This is a genomic window from Mesorhizobium sp. P2_E7, assembly GCF_056403855.1.
In genome coordinates, this window is record NZ_JBFUER010000001.1 from 797,896 (window position 1) to 817,392 (window position 19,497).

At 61.6% G+C, this 19,497-nt stretch carries 21 protein-coding genes and 1 tRNA gene; 9 read left to right on the top strand and 13 right to left on the bottom strand.

What is annotated here, in order from left to right; all coding sequences use genetic code 11:
• Positions 1-43 precede the first annotated feature (43 nt).
• Positions 44-346 (top strand): hypothetical protein, encoded by a 303-nt coding sequence (locus AC1DYC_RS03995; protein ID WP_477404151.1) that lies wholly within the window; start codon positions 44-46, stop codon positions 344-346.
• Positions 347-419: 73 nt separating this feature from the next.
• Here AC1DYC_RS03995 and AC1DYC_RS04000 read toward each other — a convergent pair whose 3' ends face one another.
• Together AC1DYC_RS04000 and AC1DYC_RS04005 are read right to left on the bottom strand one after the other, a co-directional pair.
• Positions 420-689, bottom strand: coding sequence for a hypothetical protein (locus AC1DYC_RS04000; protein WP_112561333.1), 270 nt, complete (start codon positions 687-689; stop codon positions 420-422).
• A gap of 283 nt (positions 690-972) precedes the next feature.
• Positions 973-1,947 (bottom strand): ATP-grasp fold amidoligase family protein, encoded by a 975-nt coding sequence (locus AC1DYC_RS04005; RefSeq protein ID WP_477404153.1) that lies wholly within the window; start codon positions 1,945-1,947, stop codon positions 973-975.
• Positions 1,948-2,294: 347 nt separating this feature from the next.
• On the opposite strand from AC1DYC_RS04005, the gene AC1DYC_RS04010 reads away from it, so the two are divergent.
• Positions 2,295-2,498 carry a hypothetical protein gene (locus AC1DYC_RS04010; protein ID WP_477288985.1) on the top strand — a complete coding sequence of 68 codons (204 nt, stop codon included), beginning with the start codon at positions 2,295-2,297 and terminating at the stop codon, positions 2,496-2,498.
• Between the two features lie 234 nt (positions 2,499-2,732).
• On the opposite strand, the gene AC1DYC_RS04015 is transcribed toward AC1DYC_RS04010, so the two are convergent.
• Together AC1DYC_RS04015 and AC1DYC_RS04020 are read right to left on the bottom strand one after the other, a co-directional pair.
• Positions 2,733-2,942, bottom strand: coding sequence for a hypothetical protein (locus tag AC1DYC_RS04015; protein ID WP_477404155.1), 210 nt, complete (start codon positions 2,940-2,942; stop codon positions 2,733-2,735).
• Between the two features lie 168 nt (positions 2,943-3,110).
• Positions 3,111-3,725 carry a hypothetical protein gene (locus AC1DYC_RS04020; protein ID WP_477404157.1) on the bottom strand — a complete coding sequence of 205 codons (615 nt, stop codon included), beginning with the start codon at positions 3,723-3,725 and terminating at the stop codon, positions 3,111-3,113.
• 294 nt (positions 3,726-4,019) lie between these two features.
• Here AC1DYC_RS04020 and AC1DYC_RS04025 point away from each other — a divergent pair, with 294 nt between their 5' ends.
• The 4 genes from AC1DYC_RS04025 to AC1DYC_RS04040 all read left to right on the top strand — a co-directional run bounded on the left by AC1DYC_RS04025 (position 4,020) and on the right by AC1DYC_RS04040 (position 6,359).
• On the top strand, positions 4,020-4,301 hold the full coding sequence (locus AC1DYC_RS04025; RefSeq protein ID WP_477404159.1) for a helix-turn-helix domain-containing protein: 282 nt from the start codon (positions 4,020-4,022) through the stop codon (positions 4,299-4,301).
• A gap of 189 nt (positions 4,302-4,490) precedes the next feature.
• Entirely contained in the window at positions 4,491-4,949 is a 459-nt protein-coding gene (locus AC1DYC_RS04030; RefSeq protein WP_477404161.1) for a YbaK/EbsC family protein, read from the top strand.
• 49 nt (positions 4,950-4,998) lie between these two features.
• The gene (locus AC1DYC_RS04035) at positions 4,999-5,787 is read left to right on the top strand and encodes a hypothetical protein (RefSeq protein ID WP_477404163.1); all 789 of its coding nucleotides are present in this window, start codon (positions 4,999-5,001) and stop codon (positions 5,785-5,787) included.
• A gap of 14 nt (positions 5,788-5,801) precedes the next feature.
• Positions 5,802-6,359, top strand: a complete 558-nt coding sequence (locus tag AC1DYC_RS04040; RefSeq protein WP_477404165.1) for a CatB-related O-acetyltransferase — start codon at positions 5,802-5,804, stop codon at positions 6,357-6,359.
• A gap of 83 nt (positions 6,360-6,442) precedes the next feature.
• Here AC1DYC_RS04040 and AC1DYC_RS04045 read toward each other — a convergent pair.
• A tRNA-Pro gene (locus AC1DYC_RS04045) sits at positions 6,443-6,519 on the bottom strand.
• Between the two features lie 163 nt (positions 6,520-6,682).
• Between AC1DYC_RS04045 and AC1DYC_RS04050 the strand changes: the two genes are divergently transcribed.
• Positions 6,683-7,735: a glycosyltransferase family 8 protein gene (locus tag AC1DYC_RS04050; protein WP_477404167.1), complete on the top strand. Its 1,053-nt coding sequence runs from the start codon at positions 6,683-6,685 to the stop codon at positions 7,733-7,735.
• 55 nt (positions 7,736-7,790) lie between these two features.
• On the top strand, positions 7,791-8,774 hold the full coding sequence (locus AC1DYC_RS04055) for a glycosyltransferase family 8 protein (protein ID WP_477404169.1): 984 nt from the start codon (positions 7,791-7,793) through the stop codon (positions 8,772-8,774).
• Between the two features lie 35 nt (positions 8,775-8,809).
• Here the strand turns inward: AC1DYC_RS04055 and AC1DYC_RS04060 are convergent, their stop codons facing one another.
• The 4 genes from AC1DYC_RS04060 to AC1DYC_RS04075 all read right to left on the bottom strand — a co-directional run bounded on the left by AC1DYC_RS04060 (position 8,810) and on the right by AC1DYC_RS04075 (position 13,420).
• Entirely contained in the window at positions 8,810-10,102 is a 1,293-nt protein-coding gene (locus AC1DYC_RS04060) for an O-antigen ligase family protein (protein ID WP_477404171.1), read from the bottom strand.
• Positions 10,099-11,634, bottom strand: a complete 1,536-nt coding sequence (locus tag AC1DYC_RS04065; protein ID WP_477404173.1) for an undecaprenyl-phosphate glucose phosphotransferase — start codon at positions 11,632-11,634, stop codon at positions 10,099-10,101. The genes AC1DYC_RS04060 and AC1DYC_RS04065 overlap by 4 nt, the downstream gene beginning before the upstream one ends.
• Before the next feature lie 84 nt (positions 11,635-11,718).
• On the bottom strand, positions 11,719-12,849 hold the full coding sequence (locus AC1DYC_RS04070) for a glycosyltransferase (RefSeq protein WP_477404175.1): 1,131 nt from the start codon (positions 12,847-12,849) through the stop codon (positions 11,719-11,721).
• Between the two features lie 7 nt (positions 12,850-12,856).
• The gene (locus tag AC1DYC_RS04075; RefSeq protein ID WP_112561792.1) at positions 12,857-13,420 is read right to left on the bottom strand and encodes a polysaccharide biosynthesis/export family protein; all 564 of its coding nucleotides are present in this window, start codon (positions 13,418-13,420) and stop codon (positions 12,857-12,859) included.
• A gap of 265 nt (positions 13,421-13,685) precedes the next feature.
• Between AC1DYC_RS04075 and AC1DYC_RS04080 the strand changes: the two genes are divergently transcribed.
• Positions 13,686-15,899, top strand: coding sequence for a GumC family protein (locus tag AC1DYC_RS04080; protein WP_477404176.1), 2,214 nt, complete (start codon positions 13,686-13,688; stop codon positions 15,897-15,899).
• Positions 15,900-16,065: 166 nt separating this feature from the next.
• Here the strand turns inward: AC1DYC_RS04080 and AC1DYC_RS04085 are convergent, their stop codons facing one another.
• The 4 genes from AC1DYC_RS04085 to AC1DYC_RS04100 are packed head-to-tail and all read right to left on the bottom strand — an operon-like array spanning position 16,066 to position 19,386.
• A complete protein-coding gene (locus AC1DYC_RS04085; RefSeq protein WP_477404178.1) occupies positions 16,066-16,902 on the bottom strand; it encodes a GNAT family N-acetyltransferase in 837 nt (278 codons plus the stop codon).
• Between the two features lie 3 nt (positions 16,903-16,905).
• Positions 16,906-17,652, bottom strand: coding sequence for an aspartate/glutamate racemase family protein (locus tag AC1DYC_RS04090; RefSeq protein ID WP_477404180.1), 747 nt, complete (start codon positions 17,650-17,652; stop codon positions 16,906-16,908).
• Between the two features lie 2 nt (positions 17,653-17,654).
• Positions 17,655-18,473, bottom strand: coding sequence for an ABC transporter permease (locus AC1DYC_RS04095; RefSeq protein ID WP_477404182.1), 819 nt, complete (start codon positions 18,471-18,473; stop codon positions 17,655-17,657).
• Between the two features lies 1 nt (position 18,474).
• A complete protein-coding gene (locus AC1DYC_RS04100) occupies positions 18,475-19,386 on the bottom strand; it encodes an ABC transporter permease (RefSeq protein WP_477404184.1) in 912 nt (303 codons plus the stop codon).
• Between the last annotated feature and the right edge of the window lie 111 nt (positions 19,387-19,497).

Here is a 19,497-nt window from a genome sequence, read left to right on the forward strand (position 1 = left end):
GCGGCCATGCGTTTGGCCTTCTCTGAAAAGAAGGAAAACAATCATGGTTTCGTTTTCGACCCTCTCCGATCTTGATCTCGAAAAGCAGGTCGCGACCCTTTCCAAGGAGCTTGCCGCCTTGCGCAAAGTCGTGGCCAAACGCGGCGGCGCTTACTACGAGGACGGGCGCGATGCCGCGTCGGACTATTATGGGCAGCTTGCCGACCGCATCAGCGACGCGCTGCCGGCAATCAGGAAGCAGAGCAGGGCGGTCGAAAAGACGGCGCGCGATCATCCGGCGACGGCGGCTGCTGTCGGGTTGGTGGTGGTAGGTCTGGTCGCCAGCCTGTTGCTCAGCCGGCGCTAAAACAATTCCACGAAAATAACAGATAATGGCGGCCGTCACGTGGACGGCCGCCATTTCCTTGATCTGCGCCCGACTACTTGGCGAGCTTGATCTTGCCCTGCGGCGAAACCTGCGCGGTCTGGCTGCACTTGCCATAGACCGTGCCATTCTTGTCGGTGGCGTCGGTATAGGTGCCCTTGCACTCGATCGAGAGCACCAGGCAATGGCCGGCGCCCTTGCAAACCGCGCCGCCGTCGCCCGTGGGATGCGTGCCGCCGGCAAAAGCCGAGGTCGAAACCGAAGCCGAGCCGAAGGCCGAGACGACGAAAGCCGCGGCGAGCGTGATGCGCTTGAAGTTGGTCATTTGAGCATTTCCTTCTCTGGATCGAGGATCGCCATCATGGCGTCCTTCTGGGTTGGGGATCGCCTTCTTGGCGCCCATGCCGGGTTAGTGCGGCGCCCAGAACAAAGGTTCATGCGTGGTTCGAATTTTCTTCGCGTTTTTTCGCAGCGTCGATTTTTAGCCTTCGCCAACAGCCGGCGCCTAACGCATGTCGCTCAAAAGTGGCCCCGGTTTTGAGAGAACGACATGCATAAAAACAAAGATCTAAAGCGCATCGCCTGAATCCGTTCAAACGCGACGCGCTTTAGCGCGAACGGCCGGCATCGGACCTGCATTTGGCGTGAAGCGCGCTGGCATAGATGTGCGCCAGGCCGCTGTGCCGCCGCTGCAGATAATGCGACCGGTCGAGCCGCCACAGCCGCTCGATTTCGCCGGCGAACGCCGGGTTGGTCGTGGTGCCATAGCCGGCGCCGGGATAGACGACGATCTCGCCGGCATAGAGCCGATGATCGGTCACCAGAAAGTCGATGCGGATGTAGTCGAGGTCGCCGGCGATGACAGGGGCGATCGATACCGCCTGACGGACATAGTCGAGAAGCTGCGCATTGACCGGCACCGCCTGATCCTCGCGCGGATAATCCGGATCGCGCCCGGGTACCGGATTGGAGTGCCGATCGAGAAGCAGTGAGCGCTTCGCGACCTTGTCCTCGACCCAGGCATGCGTCACCGCGCCGCCGCAGACATGCACCTTGATGTCGGTCGCGATCCTGGCGCCGGCGAGCGCCAGCCGCTCTTCCACGAACACGGTGCGAACGACAGGCCAATAGGCCCACTCGCCATCGCGACGGCCATAGTGCTTTCTCAGCCAGTGCCTCGCCTTGGCGACGATGAAGCCGCGACCGGGGTCGCCACCGGCAACGAATATGTTCATCGCGCAGCCGTGGTTGGTCTTGACGACAATATCGCCGGCCAGCAGGTCGAGAGGAATGTCTATGGCGTCGCGCCCGGACCAGAGCGTCCGTGGCAAGGCCAGTTCGGGGCAAGCGCTGCTTATATGAGCCTTGGCGGCGAGCTTGTCGGTCAGGGTCACGAACAGCGGATTGCGGTCGAAGATTTTTCGCCAGAGCACCCGCTCGTGATAGCTCTCAGGCGCGGCCGGATTGGGCACATAGCCCAGTTTCATGACGAATCGAACGACCAGGGCCGGGTGGCGAAGCGTGATGAGCAGGCGCGCAACAGCCAAAACGAGACGGTGTCTGGCCGCAATGTTGGCCTTCATAAGGGATACCTCTCGGGAAAATCCCTGTCAGGCCGGCAAGCGGGCCGATCGACCCGCGCTTATCCCCATAGCATAAATTATCCAGGCGGTATCATGCCCCCGTAGATCCCAGGTTCCACGGCCTGCCGCCGAATAGACGGCGACCTCACTGGAGGTTTTGCACCTCGGTCATGGGCAATCTCATTGTTAAATTTGCCAGAATCCTTGGAAAATGGCCGGCCAAGACCGAGTCCGGCTCTTGTCAGGTGGCGGCAGCAGTCATTGTCGCCGCCTTGGCACCGCACTTACTGCCCCATCCGGCTGCGGCTATAACGCCAATCCAAAGATATCGGCGCAGGAGGCGGGGCGTGATCGCAAACTACATCGACGAGTTCATCATGTTCTGCGTTGGGCTATGGATGACAGGCGTTGGCTTTGGACTGCTCCAAAGTCCTTTTCAGGCTCAGCCGGGTCAGCAGCCGTGGTGGCTGCAAGTGGCGAAGCATTTCAAATGGATGGGACCGCTGTTGATTTTGATCGCGATCGTGCTCGCGTTCGCGGCGCCATCCTAGCGGGTTCCGGCGACACTGAGACACCCGCGGCGTCCTCTAGGTTGCAACCGCTGTGCTGCCTCGGCTGTGCCCCTGGTCAATTCGTTGGGCTGCGCTGTGTTTCAAGCCTGCTGGTGCATGGAAGCCATCGAATCCTGCCTCCACCTTGCCACGTCCCGCATGGGAGAAGCCAATGGGAAGGCGGCCTTGGCGAGGACTCCAAGACCAGCCTTCCCATCGCGCAAGTCAGCCGGCTCAGGCCTTCTTGGCTTCCACCTTCTTGTGGTGATGGTGGTGGTGGTGATGATGGCGGTGATGCCTCTTGTGATGCTTGTAGTGATGATGATGGTGGTGGTGATGCTTCTTCGCCATCGGAGCTGCGTCCGCGCTGCTGGCGCCGATAATCGGCAGCGAGACAGCCAGGGCGAAAGCGAGCCCGAGAGCCGACAGGAGGGACTTCTTCATGACTTCGTTTCCTTTTCTGCGCGGGCTGAATTTGACCGCCACCGGGCAAGATCGGTGACGTGAACCCCGCAGCCATGACTATCGCCTCCGAATTTTTCGACAGTTTTTCCCGACTGTAGAATTTTGTTTCTGGATTGTGTCTGGCGCCTTCGCAGGCGCAGCAACCGCTCACATCGGCGGAACGACACCGTTGTTGCCAACCACGACCCGGCCGGAAGTCAGCGTGCCGTCGCTGCCACGCTCGGCGTTGACGAACACCACGGCGCCGGGCTGAAGGTCGGCCGGTGTGGCCGGAGCGAAGGTCACCACCGGTGTCGTCTGCGGGATCGCAATCTGCTTTTTCTGACCATTGTCGTAGGTCAGCGTCACCGAGCGGCCCGCAATCTCGGTGACATCGGCAACCGTGCCGTTGGTCATCCGGCTGTTGGGCTCGAGATCCCACGGACGGTCGCCTTCGCCGGTGCCTTTGAGCGCAGCCGGGAAGATTACCACCTCCAGCGCGCCGCTGCCGCCATCGGCCTTTGAAACCGAGGCGATTCCGAGGAAATCGCCTTGCTTGATATCCCCGGCGTCCGCCTGGGCGACACCGAAGATCTTCCAACCGTCAGCCAGCGCGATGGCGTCGGTGGCGCCTTCTCGGGTCTTCACCGTCAGCGTCGATCCGGCAAAGGCGGTAACGGTGCCACGAATGCGCACGGCGTCGGCGGCTTGCGCCTCGACCAGACTGGCGCCGGCGAGGCCTGAGATCGTGGCGAGCACAATGGCTGATGTCTTCAATGTCATGGGTATGATCCTTTTGGGGAAAGCTGGCCCGATGCGGTTGCCAGCGACATCAGGCTAACGCGCGAGCAGCCTGAAACCGCTGAACACTTCGGCGTGCAACCCTTCAAAAGAACTTGATTAGGAGGATCGGGGCGGAGATCCCATATGCCTGGCGCCAGCGATTTTGACGCCGGTTCACGATGCCGTGACGGTCGGTTTGGGTCTTGGCAAATCGCCCTTGAGCGGGCATTGTCCCGGCTCTCAGGCAACACCCTATGATTTGATCCAAAACTCTTTAGCCCCATGGAGTTGCCAATGCCCCAAAATGCGAAACACGAACCCTTCTCCAGGCTGGCGGCCGATGTTGCGCTTGAGCACCCCGGCCTTAAAGCCATCCGGGAAACAAAGGGATACAGTATTGAAGAGCTTTCCCTGACCTGCGGTCTGTCGACCAGCGAGATTGCCGACATAGAGAGCGGCAAGGACATCGATCCGTCGAAACTTCGCCGGATCGCCGCAGCATTGCAATTGCCGGAAACGGCCCTGATCGATGCCCCGGCGCCAACAGCGCCTGTGGAAAATCGGTCCGTTTCGTAAACAGCGACGCCAAGGCGTCTCTCAACAAGCTCGCCATGGTTTGCCCTGGCGAGCTTTTTCATGTTCGAGTGGCCCAGAGCAATTCCAGGAAAAGTATGAGCGGTTTTCCCCGGAAAAGCGCGTAGCTCTTCCCTTGGGAATTGCGAAAAACAAGTGTCTGTTGCCCGCCGGATCGAATGGAGGAGAAGAATGAGCCTTGAGACCGTGCGTGCCTTTCTGGCTGCCCATGCCCCCGATGTCGAAGTCCTGGTGACCGAAGCGAGTTCTGCGACAGTAGCGCTGGCAGCGGCGGCGCATGGCGTGGAGCCGGCGCAGATCGCCAAGACCATCTGCCTGCGCGTCGGCGAGCAGACCATGCTGATCGTGGCCGGCGGCCTATCGAGGCTCGACAATCGCAAATTCAAGGACCGCTTCGGCGGCAAGCCGCGCATGCTTGACGCCGATGAGGTTGTCGCCACCACAAGCCATCCTGTCGGCGGCGTCTGTCCGTTCGGCCTGCCGGCGCCGCTGCCGGTCTATTGCGACGTCTCGCTGCGTGCCTTCGATGAAGTCGTCCCCGCCGCCGGCGCCACCAACGCCGCCGTACGACTCAGCCCGCAGCGCATGGCCGAGATCGTCAACGCAGAGTGGGTGGATGTGTGCCAGTAGCGAGCTGAGCGGCTGGCAGAAGATTGGGCGACGCACTATACGTGTTGAAATGAACGACGTTTTTGGTTACATCGCCTATGGTGAGAACGAGCTTTACCATCGCGGCGCCCTACTCAGCGCCCTCAAGCTTTTGCACCATTGCCCGACCGCCAGAATAGTCGTCGCAACGGACAGGACTGAACTCCTTCACGCTTATCCTGTTGAGACAATGCTCATAACGGCCGAACAGAAAGACCAGTGGTCTTTCGGCGGAAGCTACCATTTCGGCATCAAGGCCGGGGCTATGCGTGAGCTTTTGCAGAGAGCAGATCGGCTCCTTTTCATGGACACCGACATGTACCCGGTGGGTGACCCGTCGAAGGTCTTCCGCTCGATCTCTGCGACCCATTCCTTTATGCGCCTGTGCGAAGGGCCGCACCGTATCTATCAGAGCGCGCTGCCGGGCAAGGACATCAGCATCGGCGGCCAGGTCCTGACCGGCCAGGAACCGATGTGGAACAGCGGAATCGTAGGAATCCACCGGGATAACCTCAGTGCCATGGTGGACGCCTTCGCAGCTATCAAGGCCGTTTATGAGGTGACCGACACGTGGGCGCCAGAACAGTTCTGCCTCGGGGTAGCCCTTTCTCAAAACGGCAGAACTATCAGCCCTCATGGCCTGCCGATCCGACACTACAACACCCGAGGTAAAAAGCAGTTTGCTGAGCCGCGTGTTCATGCGTTCTTTAACGCTTATGGCAAGGTGCCAGTCGTCCAGCAGGTTGCAAAGGCCAGTCGATATCGTCTGTGGCGAACTCCCGCGGATCTCTTGCGCCAGAAGCTCAGGAGATCACCGTGACGGGGTGGCTCCGCATGAAAAATCCGTTTCGATCCAAGCTGCCCTCAAGCGTGACCCTCGGACGTCACACCTATGGCGTGAGCCGGAAGAAGGTGCTTGGAGCGTCTGCCACCACTCCGCTGACCATCGGGGCGTTCTGTTCAGTCGCCGGCAACGTCAGCTTTGAATGTTCCGGGGGAAGTCACGTGCCTTGGGCTGCAACCACATTTCCGATCCATAGCCGCATGATGGACTCCGTTGACCCCACTGAGCGCGGTGGCAAACCCGTCGGCATTACCATCGCCAACGATGTCTGGATCGGCCGTCATGCGATGATCATGCCAGGCGTCCACATTGCCGATGGCGCCATCGTTGCGGCCGGCGCCGTTGTCACCAAGGATGTGCCGCCATATGCAATCGTCGGCGGGGTTCCGGCCAGGCTTATCCGCTATCGGTTTTCGGAGGACGTCATTGCGAAATTGCTGGCGATCCGGTGGTGGGCATGGAGCGACGAGAAGATCAAGCAGGAGGCTGCTTTTCTCACAGGGCCCATCGAGCCTTTCCTGGAGCGACACGCCGGCGTGACGCCGTAGGAAACGCATTTTGCTAGTGGCTGTAATGCGGCTGAGAAATCACGTGGCCACTTTGGGGGAAGCAGCTAACAGCCTGTGTTGTTTGGTCGGAGTGGCCGGATTCGAACCGACGACCCCTTGACCCCCAGTCAAGTGCGCTACCGGGCTGCGCTACACTCCGGACCGCGCAAAGCCATATATTTTCAAGGGTTATGGTGCAAGCGCTAAAACGGCGCATGTGAACGAACTGGGCGAATATTGCGTGACCAGGCAACGAGGTCCGTCCGAGCTCACCGGCCGATTTCTGGATAGCCGTGAGATAAACGCCAGAATCCCTTGGACAGATGCGAGGTCCGAGAGCCATCCGGTCTTGTCGGCGCAACACCAAGACGATATGGCTCGCCAACCTCGATCAGGGAAGGCCGAGTTTGTCAGGTTCCTGCTTTTTTCTCGCTGCGGATGGCGGCTATTTCCCGTATGCCTGCCTTACAGCGCGGAGAATAATGGATGTTTCCGCCGGGGCCACCCCCGGCTTCATTCTTCACGTCGGCGTAAACGACGATGATATGCAGGCGGGCCGGCGTCTCCTCAAGGACCAGGTCGAACTGGTCGACGTTTCCTCATTCATGGAAGAAGTAAGGTCCGGGTTTCGTAACAGCAGCATCGCGGCGTTTGTTCGACTCTTCGCCGATCAGATGCCTGACTTCGAGGCTTACGACCGCATCGCCTATACCGACTGCGACGTGCTGTTCAATCGAGACATCCGGGATCTGACAAGCCAGCAGCTTCAAGCCCCGCTGCTGGCAGCGCACGACGACTATATGTACTTCCTGCCGACCTATAGACAAAAGCTCTCCATGCAGCCGGGAGCACCGTACTTCAATTCAGGCGTGCTGCTGTTTGATATGACGGCTGTGCGCGCTCAGGGCCTTTTGGAACGCACCCGCCAAGTCGCCATCGAAAAAAAGCTGAACGACCAGAACGCGCTGAACATCGCTTTCGAGGGCAAGTGGCAGACGATGCACCCAAACTGGAATTTGATGTCCAACTACACCAAGGACTACCGATTCTCTCAGGCATATGCTCGGCACTTTTCCGGCAGCAAACCATGGGGAGGCCAGGTTGGCGTAGAACTCGACGCCCTGGCGGTCTACCGCGACCTCGCGAAGGACACGCCATGGCTTCCACGCTTTCAGCAACACATTCCGTTCGAGCGGGGCGTGCTGAAAAGGCTTGGCCGCCGCATCGACGCTGCTCGAGGTCTTCTGCTGAACGACGAGCGGAAAAAACGGCGTGCTTACTACGATGGCGGCAAGACACATAGGCTGTATGTGGAGCATGCCAACGCCTGTGCTATGGCCGCGCAGTTTCCAGAAGCGCTGGGCGGTTTCGGCTGAGAGGCCCGACGGACCCTTAAGCCCCGGAGGATTCAGGCAGATGGAGAGTTGGGCTATGTCGCATAGGGCGTGTTTCTTTTTCGCTACCGACCAAAACTTTTTCCCGTATGCCTGTTTGGCGGCCCGCCGCGTGCTGGATGTCTCCGCCCCCGTCGACGGCTTTATTCTGCACACCGGTATTATCCCCGCCGAAGACCGGTCTGCCGGCGAACGTTTGCTCGGTGGGAGGATCGGCATCATCGACGTAACGAAGTTCATGGAGGCGACGAACTTCAATCGTGGAACGCATCCCACCCTTGCGACCTACATCAGGCTGTTCGCGGATAAATTGCCTGAATTCGAGCCATATGACCGCATCGCCTATTCCGACGCCGACGTGCTCTTCAACCGATCGATAGCCGATCTCTGCAACACACCGCTCAACGCGCCGCTGCTGGCCGCTCACGATGAGCAGACCTACTTCGACGCGAAGTACAGGCAACATCTGCCGATGCAGCCCGGTGCGCCGAAATTCAATGCTGGCGTTCTTCTCTTCAACATGCCGCTACTCAGGGCTGAGGGGCTCCTGGAGCGTACGCGGCAACTGGCGTCGGAACATGTCTACGGAATGGATCAAGGCGCGTTGAACGTGGCCTTCGAAGGCCGGTGGCAGACGATGCATCCGTTCTGGAACGTGATGACCAACTACAGCAGCCAGATCCCGTTCAGCAGGTCCTACGCCCGTCACTTCGCCTGGGGCAAACCTTGGGAGCCTCGCCCGGTCGGTGTCGAGATCGACGCCATGGCGATCTACCGCGATCTGGCGAAAGGCACGCCCTGGGCCGGCCGCTTCAGCCGCAGCTGGCCGGTCAAGAGAGGCCTGTTGAAGAACCTCGGACGCAAGTTCGACGCCATCAGCGGCATTTTGCTGAACGACGAGAAGCGCAAACGCAGGGCGAGGTTCGACGCGGAAAAGGTCAGTGCAATCTTTGCCAGCCATGCCGACAATTCGATGCTGGCCGTGCAATACCCCGAACGGGTCGCCGGCATCGCGCGATAGATGAAATATCTCTGCAATCAGTCGGCAGGGCGGAGTCATCCGAACTCGGCGGCTTTCCCACCGATTCGGATTGCCACCGCCCGCAATCCCCGCTGATGCCTGTATTCCAGCGCAATCGCGCCCCAGATCAGGCCGAGCAGCAGGTAGAGATGGCGCCAGTGGTCGATGTCGATGAAGGTGCCGAGCCCGATATTGCCGATGAAAGCGACGTAGGCGCACAAGAGATAAGGCTGCCATGGCCGATCGCGCAAAAGGATACGGAAGCCGGCAGCGATCGTCCACAGCGTCAGCGACAGGAACGAGACGAAGCCGAGCCAGCCATAGTCCATCAGCGTCTTCAGCCAAATGTCGTGCGTGTCTTCGCCAAAAATGGTGCCGAACACCAGCGGACCGATGCCAAGCGGATGCTCGAGCGCCATCTGGAAGCCGATCGTGTAGCGGGCGAAACGGCCAAGGCGCGCCGTGTCGTAGCTCTGTTCCAGCTGGGCGCGGCTGGAGAACATCTCGCTGACGCCCGGCAGCTGCAGGATGACGATCATGGCGACCACCAGCAGCGCGACAGCCGCGATGGTCATGATGACGACGCGCAGCCGGAACTTGCCACTGTTGCTCTGCAGGAACAGCGCGCCGGTGAGAAGGATCGCCGAGACGGCGAACATGCCCCAGGCGCCGCGCGAGAAGGAAAAGAAGATGCCGGCGGTGATGATCAAAAGCGGCACCGCCAGAAGCGGCATGCGCGCGATCGATCCGGTCAGCATGAGGTAGAGCAGGTAGATGCCGGGCAGAACCAGGAACGGCCCGAACACATTCGGGTCCTGGAAGGCGCCCTGGGCACGGTCGTATCTGGTGAAGATCTCGGCGCCGGGGAAGACGTGGAAATAGCCGGCAATGCCGAGCAGCGCCGTGGCCACCGCGGAGAAGACATAGGCGATGAAGATCAGCCGGTAGAGGCCGGGCTGCACCGCCGTCACCGACGAGAAAAACACCGCGGTGAAGGCGAGGAATAGCGACACAGCGAGATAGAGCGGCGTGTTGGCGAGATCGGCCATCTGCGTCATGGCAATCATGCCGCCGATGTTCATCGTGATCAGCAGCACCAGCAGCGGCACGGCCGCGCGCGATATGCGCAGGCCAAACAGCGCCCACACGCCGATCAGCCCGACCATGAAGAGATCGTAAGGCGCCGGTTCGTCGATGACGAAGCCCGAGAGGAAGACGCCAAGAAACACTGCGCCTGAAGATATCAGTGCGATCAGCTTGGTGTTGACCGCCGAAGGCGGCAACGTGCTGACCGCGGCCCGCGGCACCTCATGGGAAATCGCGCTCAATAGGCGTTTTCCGTATTGAGCAGCCGCAGCGGCGTCAGGATCAGGATGCGCAAATCGAACAGCATCGACCAGTTCTCGATGTAGTAGAGGTCGTACTCCGTGCGCATGCGGATCTTTTCATTGGTGTCCATCTCGCCGCGCCAGCCGTTGATCTGCGCCCAGCCGGTGACGCCGGGCTTGACCTTGTGGCGGGCGAAATAGCCGTCGACCACCTCGTTGTAGAGAAGGTTGTGCGACTGCGCGGCAATCGCATGCGGGCGCGGACCGACCAGCGACAGCGAGCCGAACAGCGAGTTGAAGAACTGCGGCAGTTCGTCGATCGAGCTCTTGCGGATGAAGCGGCCGACGCGGGTGACGCGCGGATCGTTCTTGGTCACCGTCTGCTTGGCGCTCGGGTCCGAGCGGTCGGTGTACATGGAGCGGAATTTATAGACTTCGACGATCTCGTTGTTGAAGCCGTGCCGCTTCTGCTTGAACAGCACCGGCCCCTTGCTGTCGAGCTTGATGGCAATCGCGGTCACCAGCATCACCGGTGAAAACAGGATGATGCCGATCAGCGAGAAGACGATGTCGAAAGCGCGCTTGGCGACCGAATCCCAGTCGTTGATCGGCCTGTCGAAGATGTCGAGCATCGGCACCGAGCCGATGTAGGAATAGGCGCGCGGGCGAAACTGCAGCGCGTTCGAATGCGCCGACAGCCGGATGTCGACCGGCAGCACCCAGAGCTTCTTCAGCAACTGCAGCACGCGCGTTTCGGCAGTCAGCGGCAACGACACGATCAGCATGTCGATGCGCGCGATGCGGGCGAATTCCATCAGTTCCGAAATGGTGCCGAGCTTGGGATAGCCGGCCACGATCGGCGGTGAGCGCTTGTCGCCGCGGTCATCGAAGATGCCGCAGATGCGGATGTCGTTGTAGGGCTGTTTTTCAACCGAGCGGATCAGCATCTCGGCCGCCTTGCCGCCGCCGACGATGACGGCGCGGCGTTCCATGCGGCCGTCGCGCGCCCAGCGCCGGATCAGCTTCGACATAACCAGCCTGAGGCCGAACAGCAGAAGCAGGCCGACAACGAACCATGTGCCGAACAGCAGGCGTGAATAATCCTCCGACATCTTCATGATGAAGGCCGTCAGCGCCATCAGCGCGAACGTGCCGGCCCAGACCATCAGCACGCGGCCGAGGTTGGAGATCGGCCGCATCAAGGCGGAGATCTGGTAGCAGTCGGAGACGTCGAGCAGCACCACGGCCACGAACGAGGCGGCGGCGATGGTCAGCGGATATTGCCAGGCGAGGTAAGTGAAGAAGCCGACAAAATCAAAGTAGAGCACGAGCCCCGACAGGAACAGCAAGGCGAATTCAACGATGCGCAGCACGCCGCTGACCATGACCGGCGACATCGTATCGCGCCTGTACTGCGAGGCGACCTGGCGGGCGACACTGTTCATGCCGCCGGGCGAAGGGGGCTCGGCAGGACCGTCGAATTTGCGCACCGCATCGGCTGAGAAGCGGCGCGTGGGGTCGGTCTCGTTCATCGGGTTTCCCACAAGCTTCCGCCATGACCATAGCAGAAAGAGAGCTAAAAAAACCTTGAGACAACCTGTGGTTTCGGGAAGTAGCTATTTGCTAAGCGCGGCGAAATAGGCCTTTTCGATGGCAGCGGCCATCACATCGACGCCGAAGCGCGCCTTGAGGCTGGCGGTATCGGGCATGACGCGTCGATAGGCGTCGAAGTCGCCCAGCGCCTCACGCATCTTGTCGCCGAGTTGGCGCGGATCAGGACGGATCAGGGCAGGGGAGTCTTCACCAAAAATTTCGGGGATACCGCCGACAGCGGTCGCAATCATCGGCCTACCGGCTGCCAGCGTCTCCAGCACGATGTAGGGCATGGCTTCCGCACGCGACGGCACGACGACCAGCTCGGCCATCGCAAAGGCTTCCCGGGCCGGCATTGGTGGCAGGAAGCGGACCTGTTTTTCCAGCCCCAGTCGCTTCACCTGCGCGTGGTAGCGCGGCAGGTCGTCGCCATCGCCGACCATGACCGCGGTCAGGCGACGCTCAAGCTGGGGGCCTGCCAGCGCCAGTGCCTCGATGAAAATGTCGGGTCCTTTGAGGTCGCGCATCATGCCGATGTAGAGCAGGTCGGCAGCGTCAGGCGCGGTCACCACCGGCTCGAATTCGGCGGCGCGCAGGCCGTTGTAGACCAGCGTGTTCGGGATCGGCGGCTCACCGACCTTCCTGCGATAGGTGCGCCGCTCATAGTCGGAGACGAACAACAGGCAGTCGGTGAAGCGCGCCATGAAGCGCTCCAGCGCGAAGAACAGCTTTCCGGTCGTCGTCGTTTCGTCATAGTGGAGGGAGCCACCATGCGGCGAATAAAGGCGGGCTACGCGAGACCTTGATACCCGCAACAATGAGCCGAACAGACGGGCATAGGCGCCACCCTTGGCGCCGTGTCCGTGCAACACGTCCGGCCGCAATTCCTTGATGATTCTGTAGGTGCGCCAGGCCGAGGCGAGGTCGCCCGGCCCGACATGGCGCTGCATCGGTGTGCGATGGATGCCCAGCGCCAGGCTGTCCTTCATCTGGTCGAACAGGCGTTCCTCGTATTCGCCGCCTGTGGTCGAATCGCAGACGATACCGACAATATGTCCGGCGGCGAGCTGCGCTTCCGTCAGGTCGCGCACATGCCGGAAGATCCCGCCGACGGGTGAGCGAAAGCAGTGGACGATCCTGAGTTGGTCCGCCACGTTGATGTCAGAACAGGCGTTCGCGAACGTAAACGGTATCGCCAGGCAGCAAGGGGTCGGAGGTGACCACCCTGCCGGTCATCACCTTGCCGTTGATGTCGCGGGTGATGTCGACGCTTTCCTGGTTGGCGCGCGGCGAGAAACCGCCGGCAATCGCAATCGCCTTCTGCACGGTCAGGCCCGGAACATAGGAATACTGGCCGGCCGCGCCCACTTCGCCCATGACGAAGATCGGCCGGTAGCGGTCGATCTCGACCGACACGTCGGGGTCGCGCAGATAGCCCTGGCGCAGTTTGTCGGCGATCTCTTTTTCCAGCTGCTGGGCCGTGTGGCCACGTGCCGGCACGGCGCCGACCAGCGGGAAGGACATGTAGCCGGACTGGTCGACGCTGTAGGTGTTGGTCAGCCCGTCCTGCTCGAACACGGTGACGCGGACACGGTCGCCGGCGCCGAGCCGGTAGGGCTGGTCGAGCACTTCGTGGAAGGCCGCCGGCGTCGGCCGGTAGCTGGAGCAGCCGGCGAGCATCGACACGGCCAGCAGAGCGCGAAACAGACCAGCAGCGCTTTTCATAATCGGACACATACCTTCGTCGCTGTGGCCGCCATGACGCGGCGGCAAACCTTAAGGATCTGAGTTCGTTATCATCCTGTTAGGGTTAATGGCCGGTAAAGGGACGCGGCCGATTTGGCGGCAATCGACAAAAAGCCGAGTAGTTTCACGGCCTTTGTTTACTCGCTGGCAGCAAACCCTAACGGCTGCTTACCGCCATCTTAACGCCTGAGTTACCATAGTTGTTTACGGTACTTCCTAGACTCATGTTCCGGAGCAGGAATGCATGTCCGTTCAGTCCGCGGCCGCAGATGTCGATGTCGACCTGAGACAGCTCTTCGCCAGCCTGGCGAGGAACTGGCTGCGCATCCTCGTGGTCACGCTCATCGTCACCGGTCTTGCCTTCGCCTTCGCCTGGCTTGCCACGCCGCACTACAAGGCGACGACGCAGCTGAAAATCCAGTTGAGCGAATCGGCCTATACGCGGCCTGCCGGCACCAATGACGACGACAAACCCGTGCTCGATGCCGAAGGTGTAGCCACCGAGGTCCAGGTCATTTCCTCGTCCGACATTCTCAACAAGGTGGCTGGCGAACTGAATCTGGGCGACAAGCCCGAATTCAACGATGCGCTCGACATGTCGCCGGTGAGCTGGCTTCTGGTCACTGCTGGCCTGAAAAGCGATCCGCAAGAGATTCCGCTCGACGAGCGCGTGCTGATGAAGATGCGCGACAAGCTCAATATTTATGGCGTGGAAAAGACGCGTGCCATCGCCGTCGAATTTTCCTCGGAAGATCCCAAGCTTGCCGCCGACGTTCCGAATGCCATTGCAGCCGCATACCTGGCCTACCAGGCGGATGCCAAGACCAAGTCGAACGCCGCCGCGACCGCCTTCCTGGGGCCGGAGATCGACGATCTGCAGAAGCAGGTGAGGGACGCAGAGGCCAAGGTCGCGGCCTTCCGTTCCGCGCAGTCGGACCTGTTGATGGGTGGCAACAATTCGGTGCTGGCGACACAGCAATTGTCCGAACTGTCGAGTGAACTGTCGCGTGTGCGCGCCAACCGCGCCTCGACCGAGGCAACGGCCGAAAGGGTGCGGCAGGCGTTGCAGAATGGCGGCTCGCTGGACGCTGTACCCGAAGTGCTTTCTTCTGATCTGATCCAGCGGCTGCGTGAGCGTCAGATCGAGCTCAGGACCAACATCGCCGATCTCTCCACCACCTTGCTCGACAACCATCCGCGCTTGCGGGCGCTGAGGTCGCAGCTTGCCGATCTCGACGGCCAGATCCGCAACGAGGCGCAAAAAATCATGCGCGGGTTGCTGACGCAGGCGCAGACCGCCCAGGCGCGTGAAAACCAGCTGATATCGGACGTCAACAAGCTGAAGGCGGCGTCGTCGCGCGCCGGCGAGGAGCAGGTCCAACTGGATGCACTGCAGCGTGAGGCGAACGTTCGGCGCCAGCAGCTTGAATCCTATATGACAAGTTTCCGCGAAGTGTCCTCGCGCAAGAACTATCTGCCGGTCGATGCCAGCGTGTTTTCCGCGGCCCGCGTGCCTTCGGAGCCCTATTTCCCCAAACTGGTCCCGATCGTCGGCGCCGCTTTCGTCGGCTCGCTGCTGCTGATGTCGATCATCACGCTTCTGCAGGAGCTGTTTTCGGGCCGCGCCATGCGTCCGGCCCCCGGCGCCCGATACGAGCGCATCGAACAGGTCGCAATGCCTGTCGCATCGGCGCCGGTCGTCGAGCCGGAACCGGTGGCGGCTGTGACCGAGGAGGCGGAAGACCGGCCGGCGGACATGGAGCATGAACTGGAGCCGAAGCCGGTTCCCGAGCCGGCCCCAACAGCGCTGGAAGAACCAGCGGTCGCAGACCCCGAACCCGAACCGGTACGCTCCAGCCTTGGCGAGATCGATGTCGAGAAGGCCGCGGAAAAGCTGATCGCCAGTGGTGCTGCGCGCGCTATCTTCGTCTCGCCAGAGGGCGATGAGGCTGCGGCCTCGGCCGTGCTGGTGGCTCGCGAAGTCTCCGACGCCGGCCTGCGCGTGCTGCTGCTCGACCTGACTGCATCGGGCGCTGCTTCGCGACCGATGCTGGACAGCGGGCTGTTCCCCGGCATCACCAATCTGCTGGCATCGGAAGCGCAGTTCAGCGACGTCATCCACGCCGACCTCTATTCCGACTGCCATGTCGTTCCCGTCGGCACCGCCGATCCGGTCCGCGCCATGCGCGCCGCCGACCGGCTGCCGATCATCATGCAGTCGCTGACCACCGCTTATGATCTGGTCATTGTCGAATGCGGACCGGCCGACGCGCACGGCATCAGCCGACTGGTCGGCGACAGCACCGAGGTCTTTCTCTCCATGCTGCAAGCCGACGATGAGGTGGCGCAGGCTGCCGTCAAGCTGATCGAAAGCGGCTATCCCGATCTCACTCTGGTGACGCCGATTGGCCATGAGACGCCGGGAAACCCCGTGCCGGGACGACGTAGCGCCGCCTGAGTCATCCGACACTTCCACTTAGGCGGCGCCTGCCAGTTTCTTGCCCCACCGATTTCTTGCAAAGCCGGTCGTCCGTTGCTCGCCGGTTTCCAAAAACCAAAGCTCTCAGCTGCGCGGTATGAAGAAGCGCACGCGCCTGGCCAGGCCTGTCAGGCTGCGTGGGGATCTAGCCTAACTCCAGGGTCGTCACGCCAAATATTCGGCGCGAGGCCACCTTCGGAGGCGGGCCTTTGTACATGCGGGTGGTAGAAAAGGTCGGCGTGAAACCGATCGCTGTAAGCGCCGCAGTGAAATCGCTATTGCCGGCTGGAACGTCGATATGCAGGTCGCCGCCTTGGCATGCGCCAGCCAGACTGCCCAACAGTTGCATCGCCGTCTCGGTGTCGTCGGCAAACAGCGGGCCGATCTTGTAACCCGAACGGCAGGGACGAGCCACGGCGTAACCGATGGTGCCGAGTGAACTGATCGCGGCGAACCCGACATGCGGTGGTTGCGACCAACGGTGCAGGAAGGCTCGCCGAGGTGCGGGGAAGCATTTGGCGTCATAGGCGATGATGTCAGGCACGAGTTGCGTGCTTATCACCCGCACCCCTTCGCTTCGGACCGAGGGGATTGCGGTACGGCCGCTGAAGCGGATGGTCTCGTAAGCCGGCCTGAATCCCTTGCGCCGGTAGTTGGCCAACTGTGCTGCGACGCCGTCGAGGCCAACTGTTCGGCCGGCCAGCCTGGCCATCCCGGCGCTCCAGACCGCTTTGCCATGGCCTTGGCCGCGCATATCTGGTCGGCAGATGTAAAGACCGATGAAACCGAAACTGCTGCCATAGGCGACAGACGAGATGGCGGCGACCAACTCGTTGCCGACGAAGGCGCCGATGAAGCCTTCAGGGTCGGTTGGCTGAAACGCGGCGGCATCGTCAAGGCCGGGGTTCCAGCCTTCGGCGGCAGCCCAATCGATAAGAACAGCCAGTTCTTGCAGCGACAGTGCACGGATGGTCGGCTTCATGGCTCACTCCGCGGCGATCGTTCCGGGCGAGAAGGATTTCAGCACGCCGCGATAGGGCTTGGCCAGCGGGCTGGCATAGGCGCCGCGCTTCGAGGTTGAGAGCCCCAGTGCGATCAGCGCCTCGGCCTGCTTGACCGCCGCGCCGACGCCGTCGATGACCGGCAGGTCGAACTCTTCCTGCAACTGATGGGCCAGGTCGGCCATACCGGCGCAGCCGAGCACGATGGCTTCGGCGCGGTCTTCCTCGATTGCGCGGGCGATCTCGGCGCGCAGTTTCTCGACGGCGCCCGACGCCGGATCTTCGAGGGAGAGCACCGGAATGTCGGCGGCGCGCACGCGGGCACGCCCGGCCATGCCGTAGCGCTGTACCAGCCCCTCGACAGGGACACGCGAGCGTTCGGTGGTCGTCACCACGGTGAAGCGCTGGGCGATGAATGACGCGACACTGAGTGCGGCTTCGCAAATGCCGACAACGGGGATGGCAGCCATGGCGCGCGCAGCATCCAGTCCCGTATCGTCGAAACAGGCAATGATGGCCGCCTGCGCGCCTGCACGCTCACCGGCAGCGATTTCCATCAGCAGGCCGGGCACGGCGAGCGCCTCATCGTAGTAGCCCTCGATCGACGCCGGACCCATGGAGGAGGTGACGGCCACCACCTCTGTCCAGGCGCCAGCGACGCCGCGCGCGGCCGCCGCGATCGTCTCGGTCATGCTCGCCGTCGTGTTGGGGTTCACCACCAGTATCTGCACAATCAAACCCTAGCCCGCCTGCGGCCGACATAGAGGATGGCGCCCAGCGTCGCCAGGATCACCAGGAAGGAGAACACGGTGGTCACTGTGCCGAGCGCGTAGAGCACCGGCGTCGTGACATTGGTGGTCATGCCGTAGATCTCGAGCGGCAGCGTGTTGAAGGTGCCTGACGTCATCAGCGTGCGGGCGAACTCGTCATAGGACAGCGTGAAACCGAACAGGCCGACGCCGATCAGGCTCGGCGCAATCATCGGCAGCACGACATGGGCAAAGGTCTGCCAGGACGAGGCGCCCAGGTCGCGCGCGGCTTCCTCATAGGCTGGCGAGAAGCGGTTGAAGACGGCGAACATGATGAGCACGCCGAACGGCAAGGTCCAGGTCAGGTGCGCGCCGAAGGCCGATGTGTACCACGCCGGGCGGAGGCCGATCTGCTGGAAGACGACGCCAATGCCCAGCGAAATGATGATCGAGGGTACGACGAGGCTGGCGACCGCCAGATAGAACAATGCGGTGGCGCCGCGAAATTTCTGCCGGAAAGCAAGCCCCGCCAGCAGCGACACCACGACGGTGACGACCATCACCATCAGGCCGAGCACCAGTGAGCGCTTGAAGCTGCCGCCGAAATCACCGACCGCCTGGCGCTCGAACAGATTGGCGAACCAGTGCAGCGACACGCCATTGAGCGGGAAGGTGAGGCCGCCGGTCTCGCCCTGGAAGGAGAGGATCAGGATCGCCGACAGCGGGCCGTAGAGGAACAGCACGAACAGCGCGAAGAAGGCCGCCAGCACGTAGAATTCGAGGGTGCGTTTTTCGTAGCTCACCTCAAAGCTCCCGGCGGATATCGACGATGCGCAGAATGCCGGCGACCATCAGCAGCACCAACACCAGCAGCACCACGGCGTTGGCGGCGGCGGCCGGATATTGCAGCAGCGACATCTGGTTTTTCATCATCAGCGCCACCGATGCGCTCTGGCCGCCTGACATCACCTGCACGGTGGAGAAATCGGCCATCACCAAAGTGACGACGAAGATGGTGCCGATCGCCATGCCGGGCTTGGCCAGCGGGATGACGACGTTCCACAGCACCTGCCAGCCGGACGCGCCGGCATCGCGCGCGGCCTCGAACAGCGAACGGTCGATACGCATCAGCGTGTTGAAGATCGGCGTCACCATGAACAGCGTGTAGAGATGCACCATGGCGAGCACGACCGCGAATTCGGAATAGAGCAGCCATTCGATGGGTTTCGGCACCAGCCCGAGCTGTACCAGCGTCGAGTTGATCAAGCCGTTGCGGCCGAGCACCGGGATCCACGAGATCATGCGGATGATGTTGGAGGTCAGGAACGGCACGGTACAGACCAGAAACAGCACCATCTGCATGGCCGTGGTGCGGATGTGGAAGGCAAGGAAATAGGCCACCCAGAAGCCGATGACCAAGGTCAGCGCCCAGACGATGGCAGCGAATTTGATGGTGTTGAGATAGGTCTTCCACGTCACCCAGGAGCCAAGCACGTCGGAATAGTTCGTCGTCAGGAAATCCGGATACATGGCGGCGAAGTCGTAATCCCAGAAGGACACGACGGCGATCATGATGATGGGCAGAAGCAGGAACGCGCCGAGGATGAGTGCCAGCGGTGCCGATTGGAGATAGGGCGCGACGGCACTGAGTGACAAGCGGCGCCGCTTGCCGGGTGTGGTGGCCGCGATTGCAGGGCGTTCGAGCGCGACGGTCATCAATGCTCTCGTTGCAGGTTTGCGGAGCGGCCTTTCCTTCTCCCCTTGTGGGAGAAGGTGGCCGAGCGAAGCTCGGTCGGATGAGGGGTGTTCCAGCTTGGCAATGACGGT

Excerpts from the sequence above, each read along its gene's own strand:
- AC1DYC_RS04020 (WP_477404157.1), bottom strand. The coding sequence starts at position 3,725 with ATGACATTGAAGACATCAGCCATTGTGCTCGCCACGATCTCAGGCCTC.
- AC1DYC_RS04085 (WP_477404178.1), bottom strand. The coding sequence starts at position 16,902 with ATGAAGCCGACCATCCGTGCACTGTCGCTGCAAGAACTGGCTGTTCTT.
- AC1DYC_RS03995 (WP_477404151.1), top strand. The coding sequence starts at position 44 with ATGGTTTCGTTTTCGACCCTCTCCGATCTTGATCTCGAAAAGCAGGTC.
- AC1DYC_RS04035 (WP_477404163.1), top strand. The coding sequence starts at position 4,999 with ATGAACGACGTTTTTGGTTACATCGCCTATGGTGAGAACGAGCTTTAC.
- AC1DYC_RS04050 (WP_477404167.1), top strand. The coding sequence starts at position 6,683 with ATGCGAGGTCCGAGAGCCATCCGGTCTTGTCGGCGCAACACCAAGACG.
- AC1DYC_RS04055 (WP_477404169.1), top strand. The coding sequence starts at position 7,791 with ATGTCGCATAGGGCGTGTTTCTTTTTCGCTACCGACCAAAACTTTTTC.
- AC1DYC_RS04065 (WP_477404173.1), bottom strand. The coding sequence starts at position 11,634 with ATGAACGAGACCGACCCCACGCGCCGCTTCTCAGCCGATGCGGTGCGC.
- AC1DYC_RS04025 (WP_477404159.1), top strand. The coding sequence starts at position 4,020 with ATGCCCCAAAATGCGAAACACGAACCCTTCTCCAGGCTGGCGGCCGAT.
- AC1DYC_RS04030 (WP_477404161.1), top strand. The coding sequence starts at position 4,491 with ATGAGCCTTGAGACCGTGCGTGCCTTTCTGGCTGCCCATGCCCCCGAT.
- AC1DYC_RS04040 (WP_477404165.1), top strand. The coding sequence starts at position 5,802 with ATGAAAAATCCGTTTCGATCCAAGCTGCCCTCAAGCGTGACCCTCGGA.
- AC1DYC_RS04100 (WP_477404184.1), bottom strand. The coding sequence starts at position 19,386 with ATGACCGTCGCGCTCGAACGCCCTGCAATCGCGGCCACCACACCCGGC.
- AC1DYC_RS04075 (WP_112561792.1), bottom strand. The coding sequence starts at position 13,420 with ATGAAAAGCGCTGCTGGTCTGTTTCGCGCTCTGCTGGCCGTGTCGATG.
- AC1DYC_RS04005 (WP_477404153.1), bottom strand. The coding sequence starts at position 1,947 with ATGAAGGCCAACATTGCGGCCAGACACCGTCTCGTTTTGGCTGTTGCG.
- AC1DYC_RS04015 (WP_477404155.1), bottom strand. The coding sequence starts at position 2,942 with ATGAAGAAGTCCCTCCTGTCGGCTCTCGGGCTCGCTTTCGCCCTGGCT.
- AC1DYC_RS04000 (WP_112561333.1), bottom strand. The coding sequence starts at position 689 with ATGACCAACTTCAAGCGCATCACGCTCGCCGCGGCTTTCGTCGTCTCG.
- AC1DYC_RS04080 (WP_477404176.1), top strand. The coding sequence starts at position 13,686 with ATGTCCGTTCAGTCCGCGGCCGCAGATGTCGATGTCGACCTGAGACAG.